Origin of the sequence: Halorubrum sp. Atlit-26R (assembly GCF_003666015.1) — an archaeon.
In the GTDB taxonomy this organism is placed as follows: Archaea; Halobacteriota; Halobacteria; order Halobacteriales; family Haloferacaceae; genus Halorubrum.
Map to the genome: position 1 here is coordinate 60,080 of NZ_QPLT01000012.1, position 19,282 is coordinate 79,361.

Genomic DNA, 19,282 nt, shown 5'->3' on the forward strand with positions numbered 1-19,282 from the left:
TCAGAGCACCTCCTCGAAGGCGGCGACGAGTCCGTCCGTCTCTCCCGCGTTGAGATCGGTGACGCACACCTGGAGCAGGTGGTCGTCGATCGCGTGGACCGCGAACCCCTCGCCTTCGAGGTCGGCCGCGATCGCCTCGGCCGGCTGGTCGACGCGCACCGCGAACTCGCGGAAGTGGTGGCGGTCGTGGACGGGCGCCGCGGCGCCGGAGAGGTCGTCGATCCGCTCTGCCAGCGCGGCCGCCTCCCGGACGGAGTCGTTCGCGAGGTCGACGAGCCCGTCGGGCCCGAGCGTCGCGGCGTGGATCGCCGCGCGAAGCGCGACCCATGCCTGGTTCGTACAGATGTTCGAGGTGGCGCGCTCCTTGCGGATGTGCTGTTCGCGGGTCTGGAGGGTCAGCGTGTACGCGCGGGCGCCGTCCGCGTCCTCGCTCGCGCCGACGAGCCGGCCGGGGACCTGCCGCAGGAACTCGTCGCTGCAGGCGAAGATCCCGAGTCCCATGCCGTAGGCTGTCGGCAGGCCGAGCGAGCCGGCCTCGCCGACGACGACGTCGGCGCCGACCGCGGCGGGCGATTCGAGCACCGACAGCGCGACGACGTCGGAGCCGAGCGCGAACAGCGCGTCCGTCTCGTCGGCGAGGTCGCCGATCGCCGCGAGCCGCTCCTCGATACAGCCGCGGACCGTCGGGCTCTCCGCGTACAGCATGACGACGTCCTCGCCCGCGCGGTCGGCGAGCGCGTCGACGTCGGCGGTGCCGTCGGCCATCGGGTACGTCTCGACGGTCAGGTCGGCGCCCGCACAGTAGTTCTCCAGGACGGCCCGCTTCCCCTCGCGGAGCTGCTCGGGGACGAGGACGGTGTCGCCCGCGGTCGACCGGACGCGGTCCGCGAGCGTCGCGGCCTCGCCGAGCGCGGTCGCGGCGTCGTACATCGAGCAGTTCGCGACGTCGAGCCCCGTCAGCTCGACCAGCATCGACTGGTACTCGAAGAGCGCCTGAAGGAACCCCTGCGAGACCTCCGGCTGGTACTGGGTGTAGCTCGTGAGGAACTCGGCGCGGTCGGCGAGGTGGTCGACGACGCTCGGCACGTAGTGGCCGTAGTGGCCCCGGCCGAGGAACTCCGTCAGGTCGTCGTTGCGCCCGAAGATCCGGGCGCACTCGTCGCGGATCTCGCGTTCGGTGCGCGGTTCGATACCGAACTCCCCGTCGAAGGCGACCGCCTCGGGGATGTCGAACAGGGCCTCCTCGTCGTCGACGCCGATCGCCGCCAGCATCGCCGCGGTCTCGTCGTCGGTGTGGGGCGCGTACGGCGTGCCGTTCGCCCGGCTCATCGGTGCGTCTCGCCTCGTCCGCGGCGGTTCGGTCGTCCGTCGGCGGCCCGTTCGGCCGCGGCTCGTCGGTTCGGGGGAGAAATGGCGTCGGAAGGTGGCGTGGTCATGGTCGTGTGTCGGATGGGTGTGTGGTCCGGTGTCCGCGGTCTGTGCCCGGGGAAACTCCCGGCTGTCACGCGATCTGGTGGTCGTACTCGTCGGCGTCGAGGAGCCTCTCGGCGTCGCCGCCGTCGGCGGGCTCGACCTCGAGCATCCAGCCGTCGCCGTACGGGTCCTCGTTGACGAGCTCCGGGCGGTCGAAGAGGTCCTCGTTGACCGCGACGACCTCGCCCGAGACGGGCGCGTACAGGTCAGAGACGGCCTTGATCGACTCGACGACGCCGAACGACTCGCCGCCCGCGATCTCGTCGCCGACCTCGGGGAGCTCGACGAACACCACGTCGCCGAGCTCGTCCTGCGCGAAGTCGGAGACGCCGATCCGAACCGTGTCGCCGCCGGTCGTCGCCCACTCGTGCGATTCCAGGTACCGTCTGTCGTCGGGAACGTCGAAGCTCATTGGTCAGGGTCGCCGCGGTCCGCTCGGGATCCGGCCCGCGACACGTGTGATTGACCCTTCCCACGACGAGGAAATAAAAGGTGTGTTCGCGGCGGTCTCGACGGCGGACGACCGTTCGACGCGCCCCGTCAGGTCCACCGGTCGAGCCCGGTCTGGACCTGCGACTCCGCGATGCGCTCGAACCCGCGCTCGACCTCGTCGGTGTCGACGCCCCACTCGTCGACGACGTACGCGCGGGCGGCCTCCACGTCGGGGTTCACGTCGGCGTCGACCGCGACGTCCTCGGCCGGGGGGTCCATGAACAGCTCGCGGATCGCCTCGGCGTTCGGGATCTCCGCGTCGCGGGCCTCCAGAACGCCCCACAGGTCGCCGTGTTCCTTCACCGCCGTCACCGCCGTCTTCGGCCCGATCCCGCGGACGCCCTCGTTGAAGTCGGTGCCGCAGAGCATCGCGACGTCGACGAGCCCCTGCCGGTCGAGGTCGAGGTCCGAAAGCGTCGCCGCGAGGTCCATCAGCTCCGGGTCGCCCTTGCTCGTCAGCTGGCGGAGCGTCGTCGGCGCGCCGAACAGCAGGGTGTCGTAGTCCTCGCTGCCCGCGTGGTCGACGCTCCCGGTCGCCGCCATGTGCGCGCACTGGGCCTCCCCCTCCGCGGGCGCCTCGACGATCGGCACGTCGAGCAGTTCCAACAGCTCGCGGGTCGTCTCCTGGATCGTGTCGGTGAGCCGCTGGGTGCGCGCCTCTAAGCGCGCGGCCTCGACCGCGTCGCCGCGCTCCTCGGCGGCGGCCCGCCGCTCCTCGGCCTGCTCGCGCTTCTCGCGCCGTTCGGCCACCTCGTCGGCCTTCAGGTCGGTGACGGCGCCGTCGAACACCATCACGGGGATCAGGTCGTGCTCGAAGAACTTCGGGAGCCCCTGAACGATCCCGATCAGGTTCGCGACCTCGACGCCGTCGGCGGTGGTGTACTTCTCGTCGCTCGTCCACTTGACCGTCGTCGTGAGGTAGCGGTACAGCCAGTTGTGCGCGTCGACGGCGACGACGCTCCCCTCTATCTCCTCGAAGGGGACGTCGCGGATCGACGCGAGGTCGCGCAGGTCGGCGTTTCCCATTACCGACCCGATCGAGGCGCGCCGTAATAAACGGTCCAGACCGACACCTCCGGAGCCGAGACGGACCTCCCGGAGGGTGGAGGCGGGCGACCCCGAGGGGCGAGACGAACGCCCGAACTCAGTCGGTCGACTCCTCGCCGCCGTCGGGCTGCCCCATCGGCGCCGGCTCGGGACCCGGCGCGCGGCCGGGGAGCCACTCGCCGATGTTGGCGGCGACGTAGTCGCGGCCGCCGAGGCCGAAGGCGATCCCGACGGCGAGCGCGATACCGGCGGCCAGCCCCCACGCCGCGGCCTGCGCGAACGTGTTGAGGATCTGAACGTCGACGCCCATGGTGCCCAGTCCGATGACGGTCACGACGAAGTAGAGGAACACGCGCAACCCGTCGGCGAAGATCTCCGTGTAGCCGGTGTCCGTGACGGTCTCCGTGTGCGCGGCGAGATCGCCGACGAAGTCCGCGAGCACGAACCCGACGACGATGATGAGGGCGCCGGCGACGAACGCCGGGAGGTAGGAGACGGCGGCGGCGATCCACTCGGACAGGAGTTCGACGGCGAGCGCGTCGGCCGCCGTGAGTATCGCCAACGCGAACACGAAGTAGCCCGCGACGCGCCCGAGCGTCCGTGAGATCGCCTTCTCGCTCCCGCCGAGCGTCCCGCCGAGCGGGGTGTTCATGACGAGCCGGTCCACGTCGGTCCGGTCGACGACGCGCCGGACGCCCCCCGCGACGAGGCGCCCGACCAGCCAGCCGACGAGCAGGATGACCGCGGCACCCAGGAGCCGCGGCAGGAAGGCGACGACTCCCGCCACGCTCTCTTGTAGATACTCCGGGATACCGATCTGAAGCACGGACGGCGCTTTGAGTACCATGATCTCACCGATGACGACCCGAGAGCCTTGTAATACGCAGCCTATCTCTCGGCGGCGAAGCTTACCGACGCCCCGCGGGACGCGGGCAGTCCGTTCCCCGAAATATGGTCGGCGTACCGATCGGGTCGTCGAGCCCTCTCCGGGTCGATCGGCCGGGCGTCGGTCCGGTTTCGACGGTGAGCCGAACCGGTCGTCGCCTCGCGGCGCGCCACTCCGCACCCGATACCGGCGAGACGGGAACGTAGTGGGACGTTTATGCCTCTCCTCCGGGTAAGGGACACACCGAATGGTCTCCCCGTTCGAGGTGTTGGAGGTCGACGAGGACGCCGACGACGAGGCCGTCGAGCGGGCCTACCGCGAGCGCGTGAAGCGCGCCCATCCCGACCAGGGCGGCTCTGTCGAGGAGTTCCAGCTCGTCCGCCGCGCCTATCGGGAGCTGGAGGCGCGCGACGAGAACGGCGACGGGGACGACGGCGAGGCGACCGCGGCCGCCGACATCGACCTCGGCGACGACGGCGAGGCCGCCGAGGTACAGCCGACCCGCGTCGAGTTCCTCGACTACGAGGCGATCGTCGACTACGGCTGGTCGCTCGACGACGACGACCTCTTCCGGAAGGCCTCCCACGCCGACCTCGCCCCGGACGCTCACGGCCGCCTGCTCGTCCAGCCCGACGAGAGCCTGCTGGAGGCCGCCGAGCGGAGCGGGTTCGCGTGGCCCTTCTCCTGTCGCGGCGGCGCCTGCGCGAACTGCGCGGTGTACCTCGCCGAGGGGGAGCTCTCGCAGCCGACCGACCACATCATGCCCGACGACCTCGCCGAGCGCGGGTTCCGCCTCTCCTGTAACGGCTACCCGCTGACCGACGAGCTGTCCGTCGTGTTCAACGTGAAACAGCGACCGGAGCTCGACGACCTCATCCTCCCGCCGGGGCCGTTCACGCGTCGCTGACCGGGTGACGAACGACGGAGATCGGAAACGATCCGGTCGGGACCGTCGGCCTCAGAACGACTCGGCGACGGCGGCGACGACGGCGTCCTCGACGGCGTCGCGTTCGCCCGAGAGGAACTCGATTTTCCCCTCTCGGACGCCCGCGGTGGCGACGTCCGCGTTCGGCGCGAGCTCGGCCGCGCGCTCGGCCACGTCGCGGACGGAGACGTCCGCGGTCGTGCGCACGTACAGCTCGTCGGTGCCGACGCCGACCGTCGCGAACGGCTCGCCGTCGGCGCGGCGCCGGTGGAGGTCGTCGAGCAGGAGCGGCGTCGGCGGGAAGTCGTACCGGTGGGTGTAGCCGTCGGTGTCGAGCAGCGCGAACTCGACGCCGTCGACCGCTTCGGTCACGACGTTCGCGTCCGCCGTCTCGATCTCGGTCTCCAACTTCTCGCGGAACTGCTCGGAGACGTGCGCCGCGAGGTTGCCGCCGTCGGAGAACAGCAGGTCAGCGATCAGCTCCCGCTTGTCCTGATACGACTGGTAGTACGCCTCGAGCGCGACCGCCTCGCGGAGCTCCGCGACGCGCTCGGCGTCGTAGCCCGCGTCGCGCGCGAGGTCGACGTACCGCTCGGGGGCGTCCGCCCAGTAGCTCACGGCCGGCAGGTGCCGGAGGTCCGCGCGGACCTCGTCGTTGATCGCGGACGCCAGCGAGGCGACGAGCGCGCCGGTCGAGAGCGTCTCGTCGCCGCCGACGTCTTCGAGCTCCGGCGAGACGAGGGTGTCGACCGCGTCCCGGGTCTCCGGGTCGGCGACCGCGGCGTCGACGACGACCGCGTCGACCCCGTACACCGACAGCAGGTCGATGCCGTCGGCGGATTCGGTCGTCGAGCCGGCGCCGACGAGCAGGAAGAGGGGGAGCTTCTCGTCGTGGCGGTCGCGGTCCTGGAGCATCCGCGTCGCGTCGTTGGTGGCCGCGTCCATCCCGTACACCGGCTCGTCGAGCGGGCGGCGGGTGAAGTAGTGGTACTCGGCGTCGCTCTTCGCGTGCTCGTCGCGGATCAGCGGGAGGACGGCGCGCTCGACCGCGGCGCCCGCGACGTAGCCGTCGGCGGTCGCCGGGTGGCGGACGACGATCGGCCGGGATTCGAGAATCGCGCGGCGGACCGCCTCGGCCGCGTCGAGCAGGCCGTCCGCGAGCTCGGCGACCGTCTCGTCGCCGCCGAGCGGCTGGAGCCCCTCGGGACGGGCCTCGTCGGTGAGCGCCTCGGCGATGCGGCGACGGACCGTCTCGGCCGCCTCGCCGTCGAGGAGGACCAGCGCCTCGGACTCCACCTGGACGTCGCCGCGGTGGCTCTCGACCTCGCCGTCGACCCGCACCGCGTCGCCGACCTCGACGTCCGGGTGCGCCCGGACGCCCGGCTCGACGAACGCGGCCACGTCGACGGCGCCCGTCTCGTCGCTGACCTCGAACACCGTCGGACCGCCGGTCTGGCGGACGCCGACGACCTCGCCCTCGATCCGGACCGACTCGCCGACCGCGTCTCCGAGCGTGGTGATCGACACGCGCTCGGGTTCCGCGTCGGACTCGTCACCCTCGGTCGCTTCGGGCTCCTCGGACGCCCCGACTTCCTCGTCGTCTCCGGGCGCGGCCGCTTCGCTCTCGGCGGGCTCGGACGCTTCGCCGTCGTTCCGAGCCGCTTCGGGCTCGTCGGTCTCCTCGACGTCGGCGGGCTCCGCGTCGACCGCGGCGGTCTCGTCCGCCGATTCCTCGGATTCCCCGTCGTCGTCGGTGTCCCGATGAGTCGATGGCTCGGGCTCGGCGGACGTCCCGCTCGCCGTCTCCTCGGGCTCGTCGGCGTCGTCCCCGCCCGGTTCCTCGTCGGGGAGGTGCTCGCCGTCGGACTCCTGGACGAGGACGCCGCGGAACTCGCGGCCGGCCTGTCGGATCGACCAGCCGAGGTCGACGTTGCCGTTGTCGCGGACGCCCTTCACCTGGACGAACACGTCGTCGCCCGGCTCCCAGTCGAGGCTGTCGAGGCGGCGGTCGAGCTCGGAGCGGTGGAGCAGTCCGGTGACGCCCGGCGCGAGGTCGACGAACACGCCGAACTCGGCGTACCCGTCGACGACGCCTCGGTAGAACCGGCTCGGAACAAGATCGTCGGGTGAGTCGCCGCGGAAGTCGAACACGACGTCCTCCTGGTGCGAGTCGCAGACGCGACCGCCCCCGACGTCGGTGCCACAGATGATACAGGATCCCATTTGAGTACACCGAGAGTCTCGGGCCTAAAACGGTTGTCGAAAGCCCGCTAGCCGATTCGACGAGAACGCGGCGAGCGCTCGGCCATCGCGCCACGAGCGCCCCGCGCGTCACGCGCCGAGAAGCGTCCGCGCCGCGGCCACGACGCGGTAGCCCACGCCGTAACCGAGGGCGGCCGGCGGGAGCGCGGCCGCGGCCGTCCGGACCGGTCCCAGCCCGTGAACCGCGCGGAGGCCGACGAACAGAAGGATTGCCGCGTACGCGCCGCAGGCGACCCTGAGTTCGGGGATCGCCGGCCCGCCGAGCGCCATCGGCGAGCTCGCGTACGCGACGGCCTGGACCGTCTCGCTCACCCCGCCGCGGTCGCGAAGCCCCAGCCCGCCGTCGAACTCGACGCTCGCCAGCACGACCGAGACGGTCGCGGCCGCGGCGGTCAGGTGGAGGCCGACCGGCGCCGCCAGCGCGACCACGACGAGGAACACCACGACCCCTGACAGCGCCCGCGAGGAGGGGACGACGACGGGCATCGCCGCGGGGTCAGAGGCGATCCACCCGAGCGTGAACGCCGCGGCGACCGCGACCGCGAACGTCAGCGCGGGCGCCTGGTCGCCGGGCGTTATCCCGTTCGCGAACGCCCGCCGCGGCCGGACGAGGACCTCGACCCACGTTCGCGCGATGCCGCGCGGACCGCGGGGGCGACCGCCTGCCGACTCGCTCATCCGAGACGTCACGGGCGGAGTTGGGCCGCGCGGAATAACCCGTTTCCGGTTCGGTGCGCGGGGGCCCGAACTCGGTCCGGTCGCTCGGCCCCGCCTTCCAAACTTATCAGCGCTGATACGCGGCGCGCAAACGCTTATATCGGTCCCGTCTGAGTGACGGTCGAATGGTTGGGTTCCGGAACGACGAGCGCGGGTTCACCCCGCTGGCCGGGACGGGGCTGCTCGTCGGCGTCGTCGTGTTACTGCTCGCGCTCGTCGGCGCGGCGGTGTTCGGGCTCATCGACGGCGTCGCCCCGCCGGACGCCGAGTTCGAGGGGCAACAGGAGGGCGGCGACCTCGTCGTCGTCGCGCTCGGCCCCGAGCCGGTCCCGGCCGAGGAGCTGTACGTCCGCGGCGAGGACCCGGACGGGAACGTCCAGTTCGGCGCGTGGCCGGGCGACGGCGTCGTCAGACCGGGCGATCAGGTCGTCGTGCCCAACGCCACCGGCAACGAGAACTTCGAGGTCGTCTGGGAGCCCGTCGCGTTCGACACTCGCGAGACGCTCGGCAGCTACGACGGCGAGGACTCCGCGATCCAGGAGTGGAGCGAGGAGAACGGCGGCGGCACCCCGGGCGGCGCCGTCGGCGTCTGAAGCCGGTCCGGGCGATAATCGGGGAACCGAACACGAACGCTCGCGAGCGTTCGCTCGGCCGCGACGCTACTCGACCGCCACCCACTCCCCGCGCTCGTCGGCGCGCTCGATCGCCGCGAGCGCGCGCTGGACCTCGTACCCGTCCTCGAACGACGGCTCGAACGACTCGCCCTCGGCGACCGCCGAGAGGAACTCGTAGTCCTCGTGGACGAACGTGTGCTCCCACCCGATCACGTGTCCGGGGGGCCACCAGCGGTCGACGTACGGGTCCGACTCCTCGGTCACCAGCACCGTCTCGTAGCCGCGGTTCCCCTCTCGGAGGACCTCCAGTTCGTTGAGGCGCTCCAAGGAGAACTTCAGGCTCCCCTTCGATCCGTGAACCGCGATCGTGTGGTCGTTCTTGTGCCCCTCGGCGACGCGGCTCGCCTCGAAGCTCCCGGTCGCGCCCGACTCGTAGGCGACCTGCGCGCCGTACGCGTCGTCGACCGTCACGTCGCGGTACTCCTCTATTTCCCCCTCGTCGTCGTAGACGGGCCGCTCGTCGACGAACGTCGTCAGCTGGCCCGAGACGCGGTCGATCCCGCCCACCCGGTCGCCGACGAGGAAGTTCGCGAGGTCGATCGTGTGCGCGCCGAGGTCGCCGAGCGCGCCCGACCCCGCCAGCTCGGCGTCCATCCGCCACGCCCACGGCGCCTCGGGGTCGACGAGCCAGTCCTGGAGGTACCGCCCGCGGACCTGCCGGATCTCGCCGAGCTCCCCGTCATCGATCAGCTCCTTCGCGTAGCGGATCGCGGGGACGAACCGGTAGTTGAACGCGGCCCCGGCCGTGACGCCCGTCGCGGCCGCCGCGTCACGCATCGCCGCCGCCTCCTCTAAGGTCGGCGCGAGCGGCTTCTCGCAGAGGACGGGGACCCCCGCTTCGAGGGCCGCGATCGACGGCTCCGCGTGGACGTGGTTCGGCCCGAGGTTGTAGAAGACGTCCACCTCGTCGAGGGCCGCCTCCCAGTCGGTCGCGGTGTGCGAGAAGCCGAACCGCTCGGCCGCGTCCGCGAGCGCCGCCTCGTCGCGCCCGACGAGCGTGTGGCGCTCGATCTCGGGCGCGTCCGGGAAGAACATCGGGAGGCGCGCCATCGCGTTCGCGTGCGCCTTGCCCATGAATCGATACCCCAGAACGCCGATCTTCAGTGGTTCGTCTGTCATTGTGGTGAAATCCGCGGTCGCCGCCGCCTCACTCCGCCCAGTACGCGTCGCCCGGTTCGGTCTCGAAGACCGCGCGGTCCAGCACGTCGACCGCCTTCTCTAACCCCTCCCGCGAGGAGGTGAGCGAGTCCTCGTGTTCGATGGAGAGCGCGCCCTCGTAGCCGACCATCCGGAGCGTCGAGACGACGTCCTTCCAGTGTCCCTCGTCGTGGCCGTAGCCGATCGAGCGGAACAGCCACGAGCGGTCGGCCTCCTCGGCGTAGCCCGTCGTGTCGAGGACGCCCTTCACGCGGGCCTTCGCGTCGTACACCTTCGTGTCCTTCGCGTGGACGTGGTGGATCGCGTCGCGCTCGCCGAGGAACCGGATCGCCTCCGTCACGTCGATCCCCTGCCAGTAGAGGTGCGAGGGGTCGAAGTTGGCGCCGATCCGCTCGTTCGTCGCCTCCCGGAGCGCGAGCATCCCGGTCGGCTCGTAGACGAGCATGTTTGGGTGCATCTCGATGGCCACGTCGACGCCGTGGTCCTCCGCGTGGCCCGCCAGGTCCCGCCAGTAGGGGATCGCCACTTCGTCCCACTGGTAGTCGAGCGCGTCGGCGTGTTCGGTCGGCCACGGCGCCGTGACCCAGTTCGGCGTCGAGTCGCCGGGCGCCCCGGCGGGGAGCCCGGAGAAGCAGGTCACCGCGTCGACGCCGAGCAGGTCGGCTAACTCGATCGCCTCGCGCAGCTCGCGGTCGGCCGCCGCGGCCCGCTCCTCGTCCGGGTGGAGCGGGTTGTTGTGCGTCGCCAGCGCGGAGATCCGGAGGTCGTGTTCGTCGAGCAGGGCGAGCAGTTCGTCGCGCGCGCCCGCGTCGTCGAGGAGTCGCTCGCGGTCGACGTGGTCCTCGCCGGGCCAGCCGCCGACGCCGAGTTCGACGGCGTCGACGCCGATCCCGTCGAGGTACGCGGCCGCGTCGTCGAGCGGTTCGTCGCCCAAGGGAACCGTTAACACGCCGAGGTCCATGCGCGGGGCTACACCGACGCGCCGCATAAGCCTTCAGGAAGCGTCGGCGTGGGCGCCGGTCGAATCGACTCGCGGACCCGAGACGCTCGTCCGCGACCGCGCGTTCCCGCCGCGAGCCGGGCCGCTCCGCGCCGCGAGCCGGGCCGCTCCGCGCCGCGAACCGCATGAGGTTTTAACGGGTGGAACGCGTACGACGTGGTATGGGAATCCTCTCGCGCGCCTCCTACGTCGTCCGCTCGAAGGTGAACGCCCTCCTCAACCGGGCCGAAGACCCGACGGAGTCGCTCGACTACTCGTACGAACAGATGCGCGACGAGCTCCAGGACGTCAAGCAGGGGATCGCGGACCTGACCACCCAGAAGAAGCGCCTGGAGATTCAGAAGCGCAAGCTCGAAGAGAACGTCGAGAAGCACAACCGCCAGGCCCGCGAGGCGGTCCAGCAGGACCGCGACGACCTCGCGCGGAAGGCCTTGGAGAAGAAGAAGTCGAAGATGACCCAGATCGAGGAGTTAGAGGGCCAGATCGCCGAGCTGAACAACACGCAGGAGCAGCTCGTCGAGAAGAAGAACAAGCTCCAGAACCGCATCGAGGAGTTCCGCACCAAGAAGGAGACGATGAAGGCCCGCTACGAGGCGGCCGAGGCGTCCTCCCGCGTCTCCGAGGCGATGACGGGCGTCGGCGACGAGATGGAGGACGTGAGCCGCTCGATCGAGCGCGCAGAGGAGCGGACCGAGGAGATGGAGGCGCGCTCCGAGGCGATGGACGAGCTGGAGGACTCCGGCGCGTTCGAGGACGCGCTCTCCGACAAGGACAACATCGACCGCGAGTTAGAGAGCCTCTCGACGGACAGCGAGGTCGACGCGGAGTTAGAGACGCTGAAGGGGGAGCTCGGGAAAGGCGAGTCGGCCGACGACGGCGACGCCGCCGTCAGCGACGAGGAGGTCGACGACGAACTGGCCGACATCGAGGCTGAGATCGACTCGGACGACCTCGAAGCCGACCTCGATGGTGACGGCGGTTCCGGGAACGCCGACCTCGACGAGGAGCTCGACGTCGAGCTCGAGGAGTCCGAGTCCGACGCGGACGAACAGCGGAACTGAGGTCCGTTCCGCCCCCCCGTTCGGTCCCCGCGGTTCCCGCCATTCCCGTTCCCGCTTTCGATCAGTTCACTCCGAAGTCCGATGCGCGCCGGTCCCCGCGCGGTCCTGCTCTGCCAGTCGAATCCGGCCGTCCGCGAGGTCGACGCCCTCGTACGGGTCCTCGGCGAGCAGCAGCGAGCCGTCGACGTCGGCGTAGTCCAGTAGGGGCGCGAGCTGCGCGGCCGCCGCGATGGAGGCGTTCGACTCGATCATGCAGCCGCACATCACCTCCAGCCCGTGCGACCGCGCGGCGGCGATCAGCCGTCTCGCCTCGGAGAGGCTCCCGGTCTTCATCAGCTTCAGGTTCGCGATGTCACAGCGGTCGGCGATCGCGGGCACGTCCGCCGCGGCCACGCAGGACTCGTCGGCGGCGATCGGTAGCGCGGACCGCTCGTAGACGTAGCGGAGCCCCTCGGGGTTCTCGGCGGGCACGGGCTGCTCGACGAACTCCACGTCGCGGTCGGCGAGCCACGCGCTCTTCGCCACGGCCTCCTTCGGCGTCCACGCCTCGTTGGCGTCGACGCGGAGCCGCGCGTCGGGCGCGGCCTCGCGGACCGCGTCGATCAGCTCCCGGTCGCGGTCGGTGCCGAGCTTGACCTTCAACACGTCGTAGCCCGCCTCGACGGCGTCGGCCGCCTTCTCGCGCACGCGCTCGGTCTCGTCGAGCCCGATCGTGAACGAGGTCTTCGGCGCGTCGCCCGGGTCGAGCCCCCACAGCCTGTACAGCGGGACGCCGAGCCGCTTCGCCGCGAGGTCGTGGACGGCGATCGAGACGGCGCAGCGGGCGGCGGGGTTACCGTTCACGACCCCCTTCAGTTCGGCCTCGATCGCGTGGAGCGCGTGGGGGTCCCCGACGCGCTCGACCGCGTCGAGGAGGGCCGGCATGACTGCGGCCACCGTGTCGGCCGTCTCGCCGTAGTGCGCCGACGGCGCCGCGCCCCCGATCCCGGTCATCCCCGCGTCGTCGGTGACGCGGACGATCACGTTCTCGGCCGCCGTCTGCGTGCCCCGCGAGATGGTGAAGGAATTTTCGAGGGGCAGCGAGACCCGCTCGAACTCGGTTTCGAGGCTCATTCGCCGCCCAGCCCCGCGTCGACGATCCCGTCCACGATTCGGTCCGCGCCGTCCCGGACCGGGTCGGCGGCCGGGACCCCGACCTCGTCGCCGAAGTCGGCCACGGCGTCCGCGGCGGCAGCGTCGTCGGCCACGTCCTTCGTGTTGAGCGCGCCGGCGACGACGCTCGTCTCCCGAACCGGCGCCGCCAGGTCCTCGTAGAGGTCGACGTAGTCGGCGAGCGGCGGGAGGTCGAACGACTCGTAGCCGTGGACGGCCTCGCGGCCCGCGGCGTGACAGAGGACGAGGCCGTCCGCCATCGACCCGTGGAGGATGCCGCAGGTGACCGCGGAGTAGGCGGGGTGGACGATGCTGCCCTGCCCCTCGACGACGAGGAGGTCGTGGTCGTCGCCGGCCTCGACGAGCATCTCCTCGACCGCGCCCGCCGCGAAGTCGGAGACGACGCGGTCGATCGGGTTCCCCCAGCCGGCGATCATGATCCCGGTCTGGCCGGTGGGGACGAACGCGGCGTCGATGCCGCGCTCGCGGGCGGCCGCGACGATCTCCAGCGAGGCCGTCATCTTCCCGACCGAGCAGTCCGTGCCGACCGTGAGCACCACGTCGGCGTCGACGTCGCCCGAGGCGCCCGTCGCGACGGTGAGGTCGTCGTCGGGCTTCCGGACGTCGACGAGGTCGACGCCGTGCTCGTCCGCCAGCGCGGCCAGCTCCTCGTCCTCGTTTAAGAAGTAGTGGAGGCCGCTCACCACGTCGCAGCCGGCCTCGATCGCGGCCTCGACGTCGGCGCGCCACGACTCGTCGAAGCCGCCGCCGATGGGCGCGATCCCGATATATAAGGCGTCGAGGTCGCCCGAGGCCGCCGCGAGCGCCTCGGCGAACGACTCGACGATGGGCGCGTCCGCCACGTCCGGGACGTGGTCACTCACTCGGTTACCGGCGCGGTCGCGGTCGAGGACGGCCCGGACGTCCTGGTCGCCGTAGCGCAGCACGCCGAGCGCGGTCTTCGCGCGGTCGGGGAACTTCTCGTGGGCGAGGACGGCGATCCGCTCGTGATCCATGGTGGGTCGCTCGCCCCGGGAGTTCTTAAATGAGTCGAGGGTCGGCCGAGCGGTCGACTCGACCGTGGCGGAATTTATAAACGAACTGCGGTGGCGCGTGCCTGTGAGCGGCCGCCTTCGGCGGCCGCGAGGAGCACGCGCGAGGGAGTCGGCCGGCCGGAGCGAAGCGGAGGCCGGCCGACGAGGCTGGGGAGGCGTGAGGTGCGGTCGCTGTGCGGGGCGGGACTCAAAGGGGCAGCCGGGAGGCGGTCGCAGGCGACGCAAGCACCGCAGGGAGCGGAGCGACCGAGGAGCGCAGCGAGCGTGCGGCCGCCTCCCGGCTGGGGCTTTGGAGGTGTTCGCTGTCGAATCGCCAGCAGCTGTTTATAAGTAACCGGCTGGGGCTTTGGAGGCGTTCGCCGTCGAATCGCCAGCAGATATTTATAAGTAAGCGGCTGAGGCTTTGGAGGCGTTCGCCGTCGAATCGCCAGCAGATATTTATAAGTAAGCGGCTGAGGCTTTGGAGGCGTTCGCCGTCGATCCGTCAGCAGCTATTTATAAGGGAGCAGCTGGAGCTTCCTCTAAAAGAACGATCTCGCGATCTGAAAGCGCGTATCAGGCGCTGCCGTCGACGAACTGGTCGGCGCCCTCGTAGAACCAGTAGCCGTTCTCGCGCATCGCCCGGCCGAGCTCTTGGTGGAACTCGACGAAGTCGGCGAACTCCTCCTGCTCGACGCCCTCGAAGATCTCCTCGACGGAGACGACCGTCTCGAAGTCGATCCGGATCGGGTGGTCGCCGTACTGCTCGACGTACTCCGCGGCCGTGAGCGGGAAGTCCTCCTCCTCGTCGATCTTCTTCGCGAGCACGGCGTGACCGTACTGCCGCATGCCCTCGCTCCCCTGCTCGCCGTCGGGGTCGTGTGGCCAGTCCATACCGGGGAATTCGCCGGATCGGGGATAGTGGTTTCGGATGCGGCGGTGGCGCCCGACCCCGCTCCGCGAACCGCTCGCCCCGCACCGCCGCCCTCTCTATCGGGCCCGCACAAGACACTTCACGACGCTCCGCGTCGCCCCCGGTATGCGCCGCAGAGCCCTCCTCGCGTCCGCGGCCGCCGTCTCGACCGCCTCGATCGCCGGCTGTCCGACGCCGCCGTGGACCGACGACCCCACGGAGATCGACGGCGCCGAGGTGACGTTCCGCCGCGAGTACGACGGCGACCTCGACGTCGCCGGGTCCGGCGGGAACGACGTCGCCGAGGTGCGCCGCCGCCTCGACGAGGATCCGCCGCGAATAGTCGTGGCGGGATCGCTCCTCGACGGTCCCCGCCGCTGTGAACGCGTCGCGCTGTTCGAGGCGGCGCTCGACGACGGGACGCTCCGCCTCCGAATCGTCTCCGAGGACGATCCCGACTCGGACGTCGACCGCTGTTCGGACGTCGCCCAACCGCACCCGTACTCGGTCGCCGTCGCGTTCGCCGACGCCTCCGTCCCTGACCGTGTCGTCGTCCGCCACGGGAATGAGATGGTCCTCGAAGAGAGCGTATAAAAGAGCCGACGGCGCTCAGTCGTCCGCCGAAGCCGGCGAGTCGTCGCCCGCGGCCTCGATGCCGACCTCGATTTCGGCGGCCGCGGCCTTGTACTCCGGAATCTTGGCGCGCTCGTCGAGCACGTCGTTGGTGAGGCGGTTCGCGGAGGCGGCCGCGAAGTGCGGCGTGGTCCAGACGACGCCCTCCTTGATGTCCTCGGTGACGTCGGCGCGGACGGTGATCTCGCCGCGGCGCGACTTCAGCGTCACGTCGTCGCCGTCCTCGATGCCGTAGCGCTCGGCGTCGTTCGGGTGGACGTCGACGAAGTTCTCCGGGTGCTGCTTCGAGAGCGTCGGCGAGCGCCGGCTCATCGTCCCGGTGTTGTAGTGCTCCTCGAGCCGCGCGGTGGTCAACACGAGCGGGTACTCCTCGTCCGGGACCTCCTTCGGCTCCTGGTGGACGACCCCCTCGATGCGCCCGAGGCCGTCGTCGGTCTCGAACTCGTCCTCGTAGAGGAACGAGTCGCCCTCGTCGCCCTCCTCGTAGCAGGGCCAGTGGATCCCCGTCTCGCCGAGCGCGTCGTAGGTCATCCCGTGCATGATCGGGCACACCTCGCGCAGCTCCTCGAACACGTCCTCCGGCCCCTCAAAGTCGAACTCGTCCCCGTCGAACAGTCGCGTCCCCACCTCACAGAGGATGTCGAGGTCGTGGCGCGTGTTCTCGTGGACCTTGTGGACGCCGCGCATGCGCTGGACGCGGCGGTCGGTGTTGGTGACGGTGCCGTCGCGCTCGGCCCACGTCGTCGCCGGGAGGACCACGTCCGCGAGCTCGGCGGTCTCGGTCATGAAGATGTCCTGGACCACCATGAAGTCGAGCTCCTCGCGGAACCGCTTCTCGGTCTCGTTGCCGTCGGGCTCGCTCATGATCGGGTTCTCGCCCATGACGTAGAGGCCGTGGACGGTGTCGCCGATCGCGTGGGAGATCTCGACGTTCGTCAGCCCTGGCTCGTCGGGGATCTCGAAGCCCCACACGTCCTCGACGCTCTCGCGCGCCTCGTCGTCGTCGACGAGCTGGTACCCCGGGAGGACGTTCGGCATCGCGCCCACGTCGCAGGTGCCCTGAACGTTGTTCTGCCCGCGCAGGGGGTTGACGCCGGTCCCGGGGCGGCCGAGGTTCCCGGTGATCAGCGCGAGGTTGATCTCGTTTTGCACGTTGTCGACGCCGCAGGTGTGCTGGCTCATCCCCATGCCGGTGAAGATGGCAGCGTCGTTCGCCATCGCGTACTTCTCGGCGGCGAGTTCGATGTCTTCGAGGGGAACGCCGCACTCCTCGGCGGCCGCCTCCTTATCGAAGTCCGCGAGGGTCTCCTTCAGGTGGTCGAACCCCTTCGTGCGCTCCTCGACGAACGCCTCGTCGATCCAGCCCGCGTCCGGCTCTTCCTCGTGCCGCTCTAAGATCGTCTTGAGAACGATATTAAGCAGCGGGATGTCCGTGCCGGGCTTCAGCTGGAGGTGCATGTGCCGGTCGGTGTCGTCGATCTCGAACGACCGGGTGGTCTTGTTCGCGTGCGGGTCGACCTGGATGACCGTCGCGCCCTCCAGCACGGCCTGTCGGAAGTACTGGCTGTTGGCGATCGGATGCTGCTCGCCCGGGTTCGCGCCCTGGATCCACAGCACGTCCGCGGAGTCCTCCAAGTCGGCCATGCTGTTCGTCATCGCGCCCATCCCGAGGCTGGTCCGCAGCGCCCAGACGGTGGAGGCGTGACACATCCGCGTGCAGTTGTCGACCTGATTGGTGCCGTACCGGCGCGCTAACTTCTGGATGAGGTAGTTCTCCTCGTTGAACGTCTTCGAGGAGCCGAAGAATCCCATCCCGTCCGGGCCGTGTTGCTCGCGGATCGACCCCATCTCGTCGACGACGCGGTCGAGCGCCTCCTCCCACGTCGCCTCGCGGAACTCCCCGTCCTCTTTGATCAGGGGCTCGGTCAGCCGGTCCTCGTGGTCGACGACCTGCGTCGCCGCGCCGCCCTTGATACAGACGCTCCCCTCGTTCACCGGCGCGTCAGCCCACGGCATGAAGCGCATCTCGCCGGGCTCGCCGCCTTCGAGCACGCGGATCCCGCAGCCGACGCCGCAGTACGGACAGATCGTCTTCGTCGCGTCGTCCGGCTCACTGGACATCGGTCTCACCGTCCTCGCTTGCGTACATGTGTCACGATTCATCGTCGCAATTCATGAGTGTGTCGGTGAACCGACCGAGGAGCGGCCGTGCGGGTCGCTCCTCCGAGGCGAACTGTCGATTAACAAAAACAAGCAAACACATATTAAGCGTAAAATATAATGGAAAAACATTTACTATGGATTGTTAACACGATACAATCGGAATCAGCATGAGAGCAGTTGTTTATCAAGGCCCGTACGAAGTGGCCGTCGAAGACGTGGACGAACCGGAGATCGAACACCCGAACGACGTCGTGGTCGACATCACGACCTCGTGTATCTGTGGCTCCGACCTCCACATGTACGAAGGGCGGACCGCGGCCGAGGAGGGGATCGTCTTCGGTCACGAGAACATGGGGATCGTCAGCGAGGTGGGCGAGGCCGTATCGACGTTGGAGGAGGGCGACCGCGTCGTCATGCCGTTCAACGTCTCCTGCGGGTTCTGTCAGAACTGCGAGGAGGGATTCACCGGCTTCTGTACCAACGTCAACCCCGGCTTCGCGGGCGGCGCGTACGGTTACGTGGCCATGGGCCCGTATCCGGGCGGACAGGCCGAGAAGCTCCGCGTGCCGTACGCCGACCACAACGCGCTGAAACTGCCCGAGGGACGCGAACACGAGGACGCGTTCTCGCTGCTCGCGGACATCTTCCCGACGGGATGGCACGGCACCGAACTCGCCGACCTCCAGCCCGGCGAGTCAGTCGCCATCTTCGGCGCCGGTCCGGTCGGCCTGATGGCCGCCTACAGCGCGAAGATCAAAGGCGCGGCCGAGATCTACGTCGTCGATCAGGTACCGAGCCGACTGGAGCTCGCGGAGGAGCACTGCGACGCGCACGCCATCGACTTCTCCGAGGGAGACCCGGTCGACCAGATCATCGAGACGCACGGCGGGATGGTCGACAAGGGCGTCGACGCGGTCGGCTACCAGGCGACCGACCCCGACGACGTCGACCAGGACACGGAGGACTACTCCTACCAGCCGGCCAAGGAGAACCCGGCGGTCGTCCTCAACAACCTGATCCGGGTCGTCCGGCCGACCGGCCAGCTCGGCGTCCCCGGGCTGTACGTCCCCGAGGACCCGGGCGCGCCCGACGACATGGCCGCGCAGGGGCGGCTCGGCATCGACTTCGGGAAGTTCTTCGAGAAGGGGCTCAAGTGCGGGACCGGTCAGTGTAACGTGAAAGAGTACAACCGGTACCTGCGCGACATGATCATCGAGGGTCGCGCCGATCCGAGCTGGGTCGTCTCCCACCGGGTCGACTTAGAGGAGGCGCCCGACATGTACGAGGCGTTCGACGCCCGCGAGGAGGGCGTCACGAAGGTCCTGCTAGAGCCGTAGACCGACCGCGTCGCGCCCCGAGAACCCCGATTTTTCGTCGCTCGCCGTCACGCCCGCAGCCACGCCTTCGGGTGGTCGCTCCGGAGGTGGGTCTGATAGCGTCTGATGAGCTTCGGGTACGAGTCGGCCACGCAGTGCCACTCGCACAGGTCGCACTCCCGCTCCACGCCGTCGTCGCCGCCCCGCACGTGTCCGCCGCGTCTGTAGGTCGTCATTTATCTGTCGGCGGGGCCGCTCCCGCGTCTACTCCGTGTAAACGCCCCACACGGTTGAGGATGTCGGCGGCGTCGCGTCGCTCGATACTCGGCGGATGCCCGCGCTCTTCCCCGCGCGTCTCGGCGCGCCGAAACCGGTA

18 protein-coding genes are annotated in these 19,282 nt (G+C 70.0%); 5 read left to right on the forward strand and 13 right to left on the reverse strand.

Annotated features, from left to right (window positions below):
- The 4 genes from gcvPA to DVK07_RS13630 form a co-directional block, all read right to left on the reverse strand.
- Positions 1-1,329 (reverse strand): aminomethyl-transferring glycine dehydrogenase subunit GcvPA, encoded by a 1,329-nt coding sequence (gene gcvPA, locus DVK07_RS13615; RefSeq protein ID WP_121597568.1) that lies wholly within the window; start codon positions 1,327-1,329, stop codon positions 1-3.
- A gap of 172 nt (positions 1,330-1,501) precedes the next feature.
- Positions 1,502-1,885 (reverse strand): glycine cleavage system protein GcvH, encoded by a 384-nt coding sequence (gene gcvH, locus DVK07_RS13620; RefSeq protein ID WP_121597569.1) that lies wholly within the window; start codon positions 1,883-1,885, stop codon positions 1,502-1,504.
- A 128-nt stretch (positions 1,886-2,013) separates the two neighbouring features.
- The gene (gene fen, locus DVK07_RS13625; protein ID WP_121597570.1) at positions 2,014-2,991 is read right to left on the reverse strand and encodes a flap endonuclease-1; all 978 of its coding nucleotides are present in this window, start codon (positions 2,989-2,991) and stop codon (positions 2,014-2,016) included.
- 118 nt (positions 2,992-3,109) lie between these two features.
- The gene (locus DVK07_RS13630; RefSeq protein WP_121597571.1) at positions 3,110-3,859 is read right to left on the reverse strand and encodes a hypothetical protein; all 750 of its coding nucleotides are present in this window, start codon (positions 3,857-3,859) and stop codon (positions 3,110-3,112) included.
- Positions 3,860-4,145: 286 nt separating this feature from the next.
- Here DVK07_RS13630 and fer point away from each other — a divergent pair, with 286 nt between their 5' ends.
- The gene (fer, locus tag DVK07_RS13635) at positions 4,146-4,805 is read left to right on the forward strand and encodes a ferredoxin Fer (RefSeq protein WP_121597572.1); all 660 of its coding nucleotides are present in this window, start codon (positions 4,146-4,148) and stop codon (positions 4,803-4,805) included.
- A 51-nt stretch (positions 4,806-4,856) separates the two neighbouring features.
- Here the strand turns inward: fer and DVK07_RS13640 are convergent, their stop codons facing one another.
- Both DVK07_RS13640 and DVK07_RS13645 read right to left on the reverse strand, forming a co-directional pair.
- Positions 4,857-7,046 carry an OB-fold nucleic acid binding domain-containing protein gene (locus tag DVK07_RS13640; RefSeq protein WP_121597573.1) on the reverse strand — a complete coding sequence of 730 codons (2,190 nt, stop codon included), beginning with the start codon at positions 7,044-7,046 and terminating at the stop codon, positions 4,857-4,859.
- 108 nt (positions 7,047-7,154) lie between these two features.
- Positions 7,155-7,763, reverse strand: coding sequence for a YIP1 family protein (locus tag DVK07_RS13645; protein ID WP_121597574.1), 609 nt, complete (start codon positions 7,761-7,763; stop codon positions 7,155-7,157).
- A gap of 164 nt (positions 7,764-7,927) precedes the next feature.
- Here DVK07_RS13645 and DVK07_RS13650 point away from each other — a divergent pair, with 164 nt between their 5' ends.
- Positions 7,928-8,395 (forward strand): type IV pilin, encoded by a 468-nt coding sequence (locus tag DVK07_RS13650; protein WP_121597575.1) that lies wholly within the window; start codon positions 7,928-7,930, stop codon positions 8,393-8,395.
- A 66-nt stretch (positions 8,396-8,461) separates the two neighbouring features.
- Here DVK07_RS13650 and DVK07_RS13655 read toward each other — a convergent pair whose 3' ends face one another.
- Together DVK07_RS13655 and DVK07_RS13660 are read right to left on the reverse strand one after the other, a co-directional pair.
- Entirely contained in the window at positions 8,462-9,595 is a 1,134-nt protein-coding gene (locus tag DVK07_RS13655; RefSeq protein WP_121597576.1) for a Gfo/Idh/MocA family protein, read from the reverse strand.
- A gap of 28 nt (positions 9,596-9,623) precedes the next feature.
- Complete coding sequence (locus DVK07_RS13660; protein ID WP_121597577.1) at positions 9,624-10,595, reverse strand: sugar phosphate isomerase/epimerase; 972 nt, start codon at positions 10,593-10,595, stop codon at positions 9,624-9,626.
- Positions 10,596-10,795: 200 nt separating this feature from the next.
- On the opposite strand from DVK07_RS13660, the gene DVK07_RS13665 reads away from it, so the two are divergent.
- Positions 10,796-11,695 (forward strand): PspA/IM30 family protein, encoded by a 900-nt coding sequence (locus DVK07_RS13665; RefSeq protein ID WP_121597578.1) that lies wholly within the window; start codon positions 10,796-10,798, stop codon positions 11,693-11,695.
- Positions 11,696-11,761: 66 nt separating this feature from the next.
- Here the strand turns inward: DVK07_RS13665 and DVK07_RS13670 are convergent, their stop codons facing one another.
- The 3 genes from DVK07_RS13670 to DVK07_RS13680 form a co-directional block, all read right to left on the reverse strand.
- On the reverse strand, positions 11,762-12,808 hold the full coding sequence (locus DVK07_RS13670) for a dipeptide epimerase (RefSeq protein WP_121597579.1): 1,047 nt from the start codon (positions 12,806-12,808) through the stop codon (positions 11,762-11,764).
- Positions 12,805-13,863: a DUF1611 domain-containing protein gene (locus DVK07_RS13675; RefSeq protein WP_121597580.1), complete on the reverse strand. Its 1,059-nt coding sequence runs from the start codon at positions 13,861-13,863 to the stop codon at positions 12,805-12,807. The genes DVK07_RS13670 and DVK07_RS13675 overlap by 4 nt, the downstream gene beginning before the upstream one ends.
- A gap of 594 nt (positions 13,864-14,457) precedes the next feature.
- Complete coding sequence (locus DVK07_RS13680) at positions 14,458-14,775, reverse strand: DUF5785 family protein (protein ID WP_092920405.1); 318 nt, start codon at positions 14,773-14,775, stop codon at positions 14,458-14,460.
- Positions 14,776-14,920: 145 nt separating this feature from the next.
- On the opposite strand from DVK07_RS13680, the gene DVK07_RS13685 reads away from it, so the two are divergent.
- Positions 14,921-15,388 (forward strand): hypothetical protein, encoded by a 468-nt coding sequence (locus DVK07_RS13685; RefSeq protein ID WP_121597581.1) that lies wholly within the window; start codon positions 14,921-14,923, stop codon positions 15,386-15,388.
- Between the two features lie 15 nt (positions 15,389-15,403).
- On the opposite strand, the gene fdhF is transcribed toward DVK07_RS13685, so the two are convergent.
- Complete coding sequence (gene fdhF / locus DVK07_RS13690) at positions 15,404-17,548, reverse strand: formate dehydrogenase subunit alpha (RefSeq protein WP_121597582.1); 2,145 nt, start codon at positions 17,546-17,548, stop codon at positions 15,404-15,406.
- A 209-nt stretch (positions 17,549-17,757) separates the two neighbouring features.
- Between fdhF and DVK07_RS13695 the strand changes: the two genes are divergently transcribed.
- On the forward strand, positions 17,758-18,927 hold the full coding sequence (locus DVK07_RS13695) for a glutathione-independent formaldehyde dehydrogenase (protein ID WP_121597583.1): 1,170 nt from the start codon (positions 17,758-17,760) through the stop codon (positions 18,925-18,927).
- Positions 18,928-18,974: 47 nt separating this feature from the next.
- Here the strand turns inward: DVK07_RS13695 and DVK07_RS23355 are convergent, their stop codons facing one another.
- The gene (locus DVK07_RS23355; RefSeq protein ID WP_199719518.1) at positions 18,975-19,142 is read right to left on the reverse strand and encodes a hypothetical protein; all 168 of its coding nucleotides are present in this window, start codon (positions 19,140-19,142) and stop codon (positions 18,975-18,977) included.
- Positions 19,143-19,282: the final 140 nt, after the last annotated feature.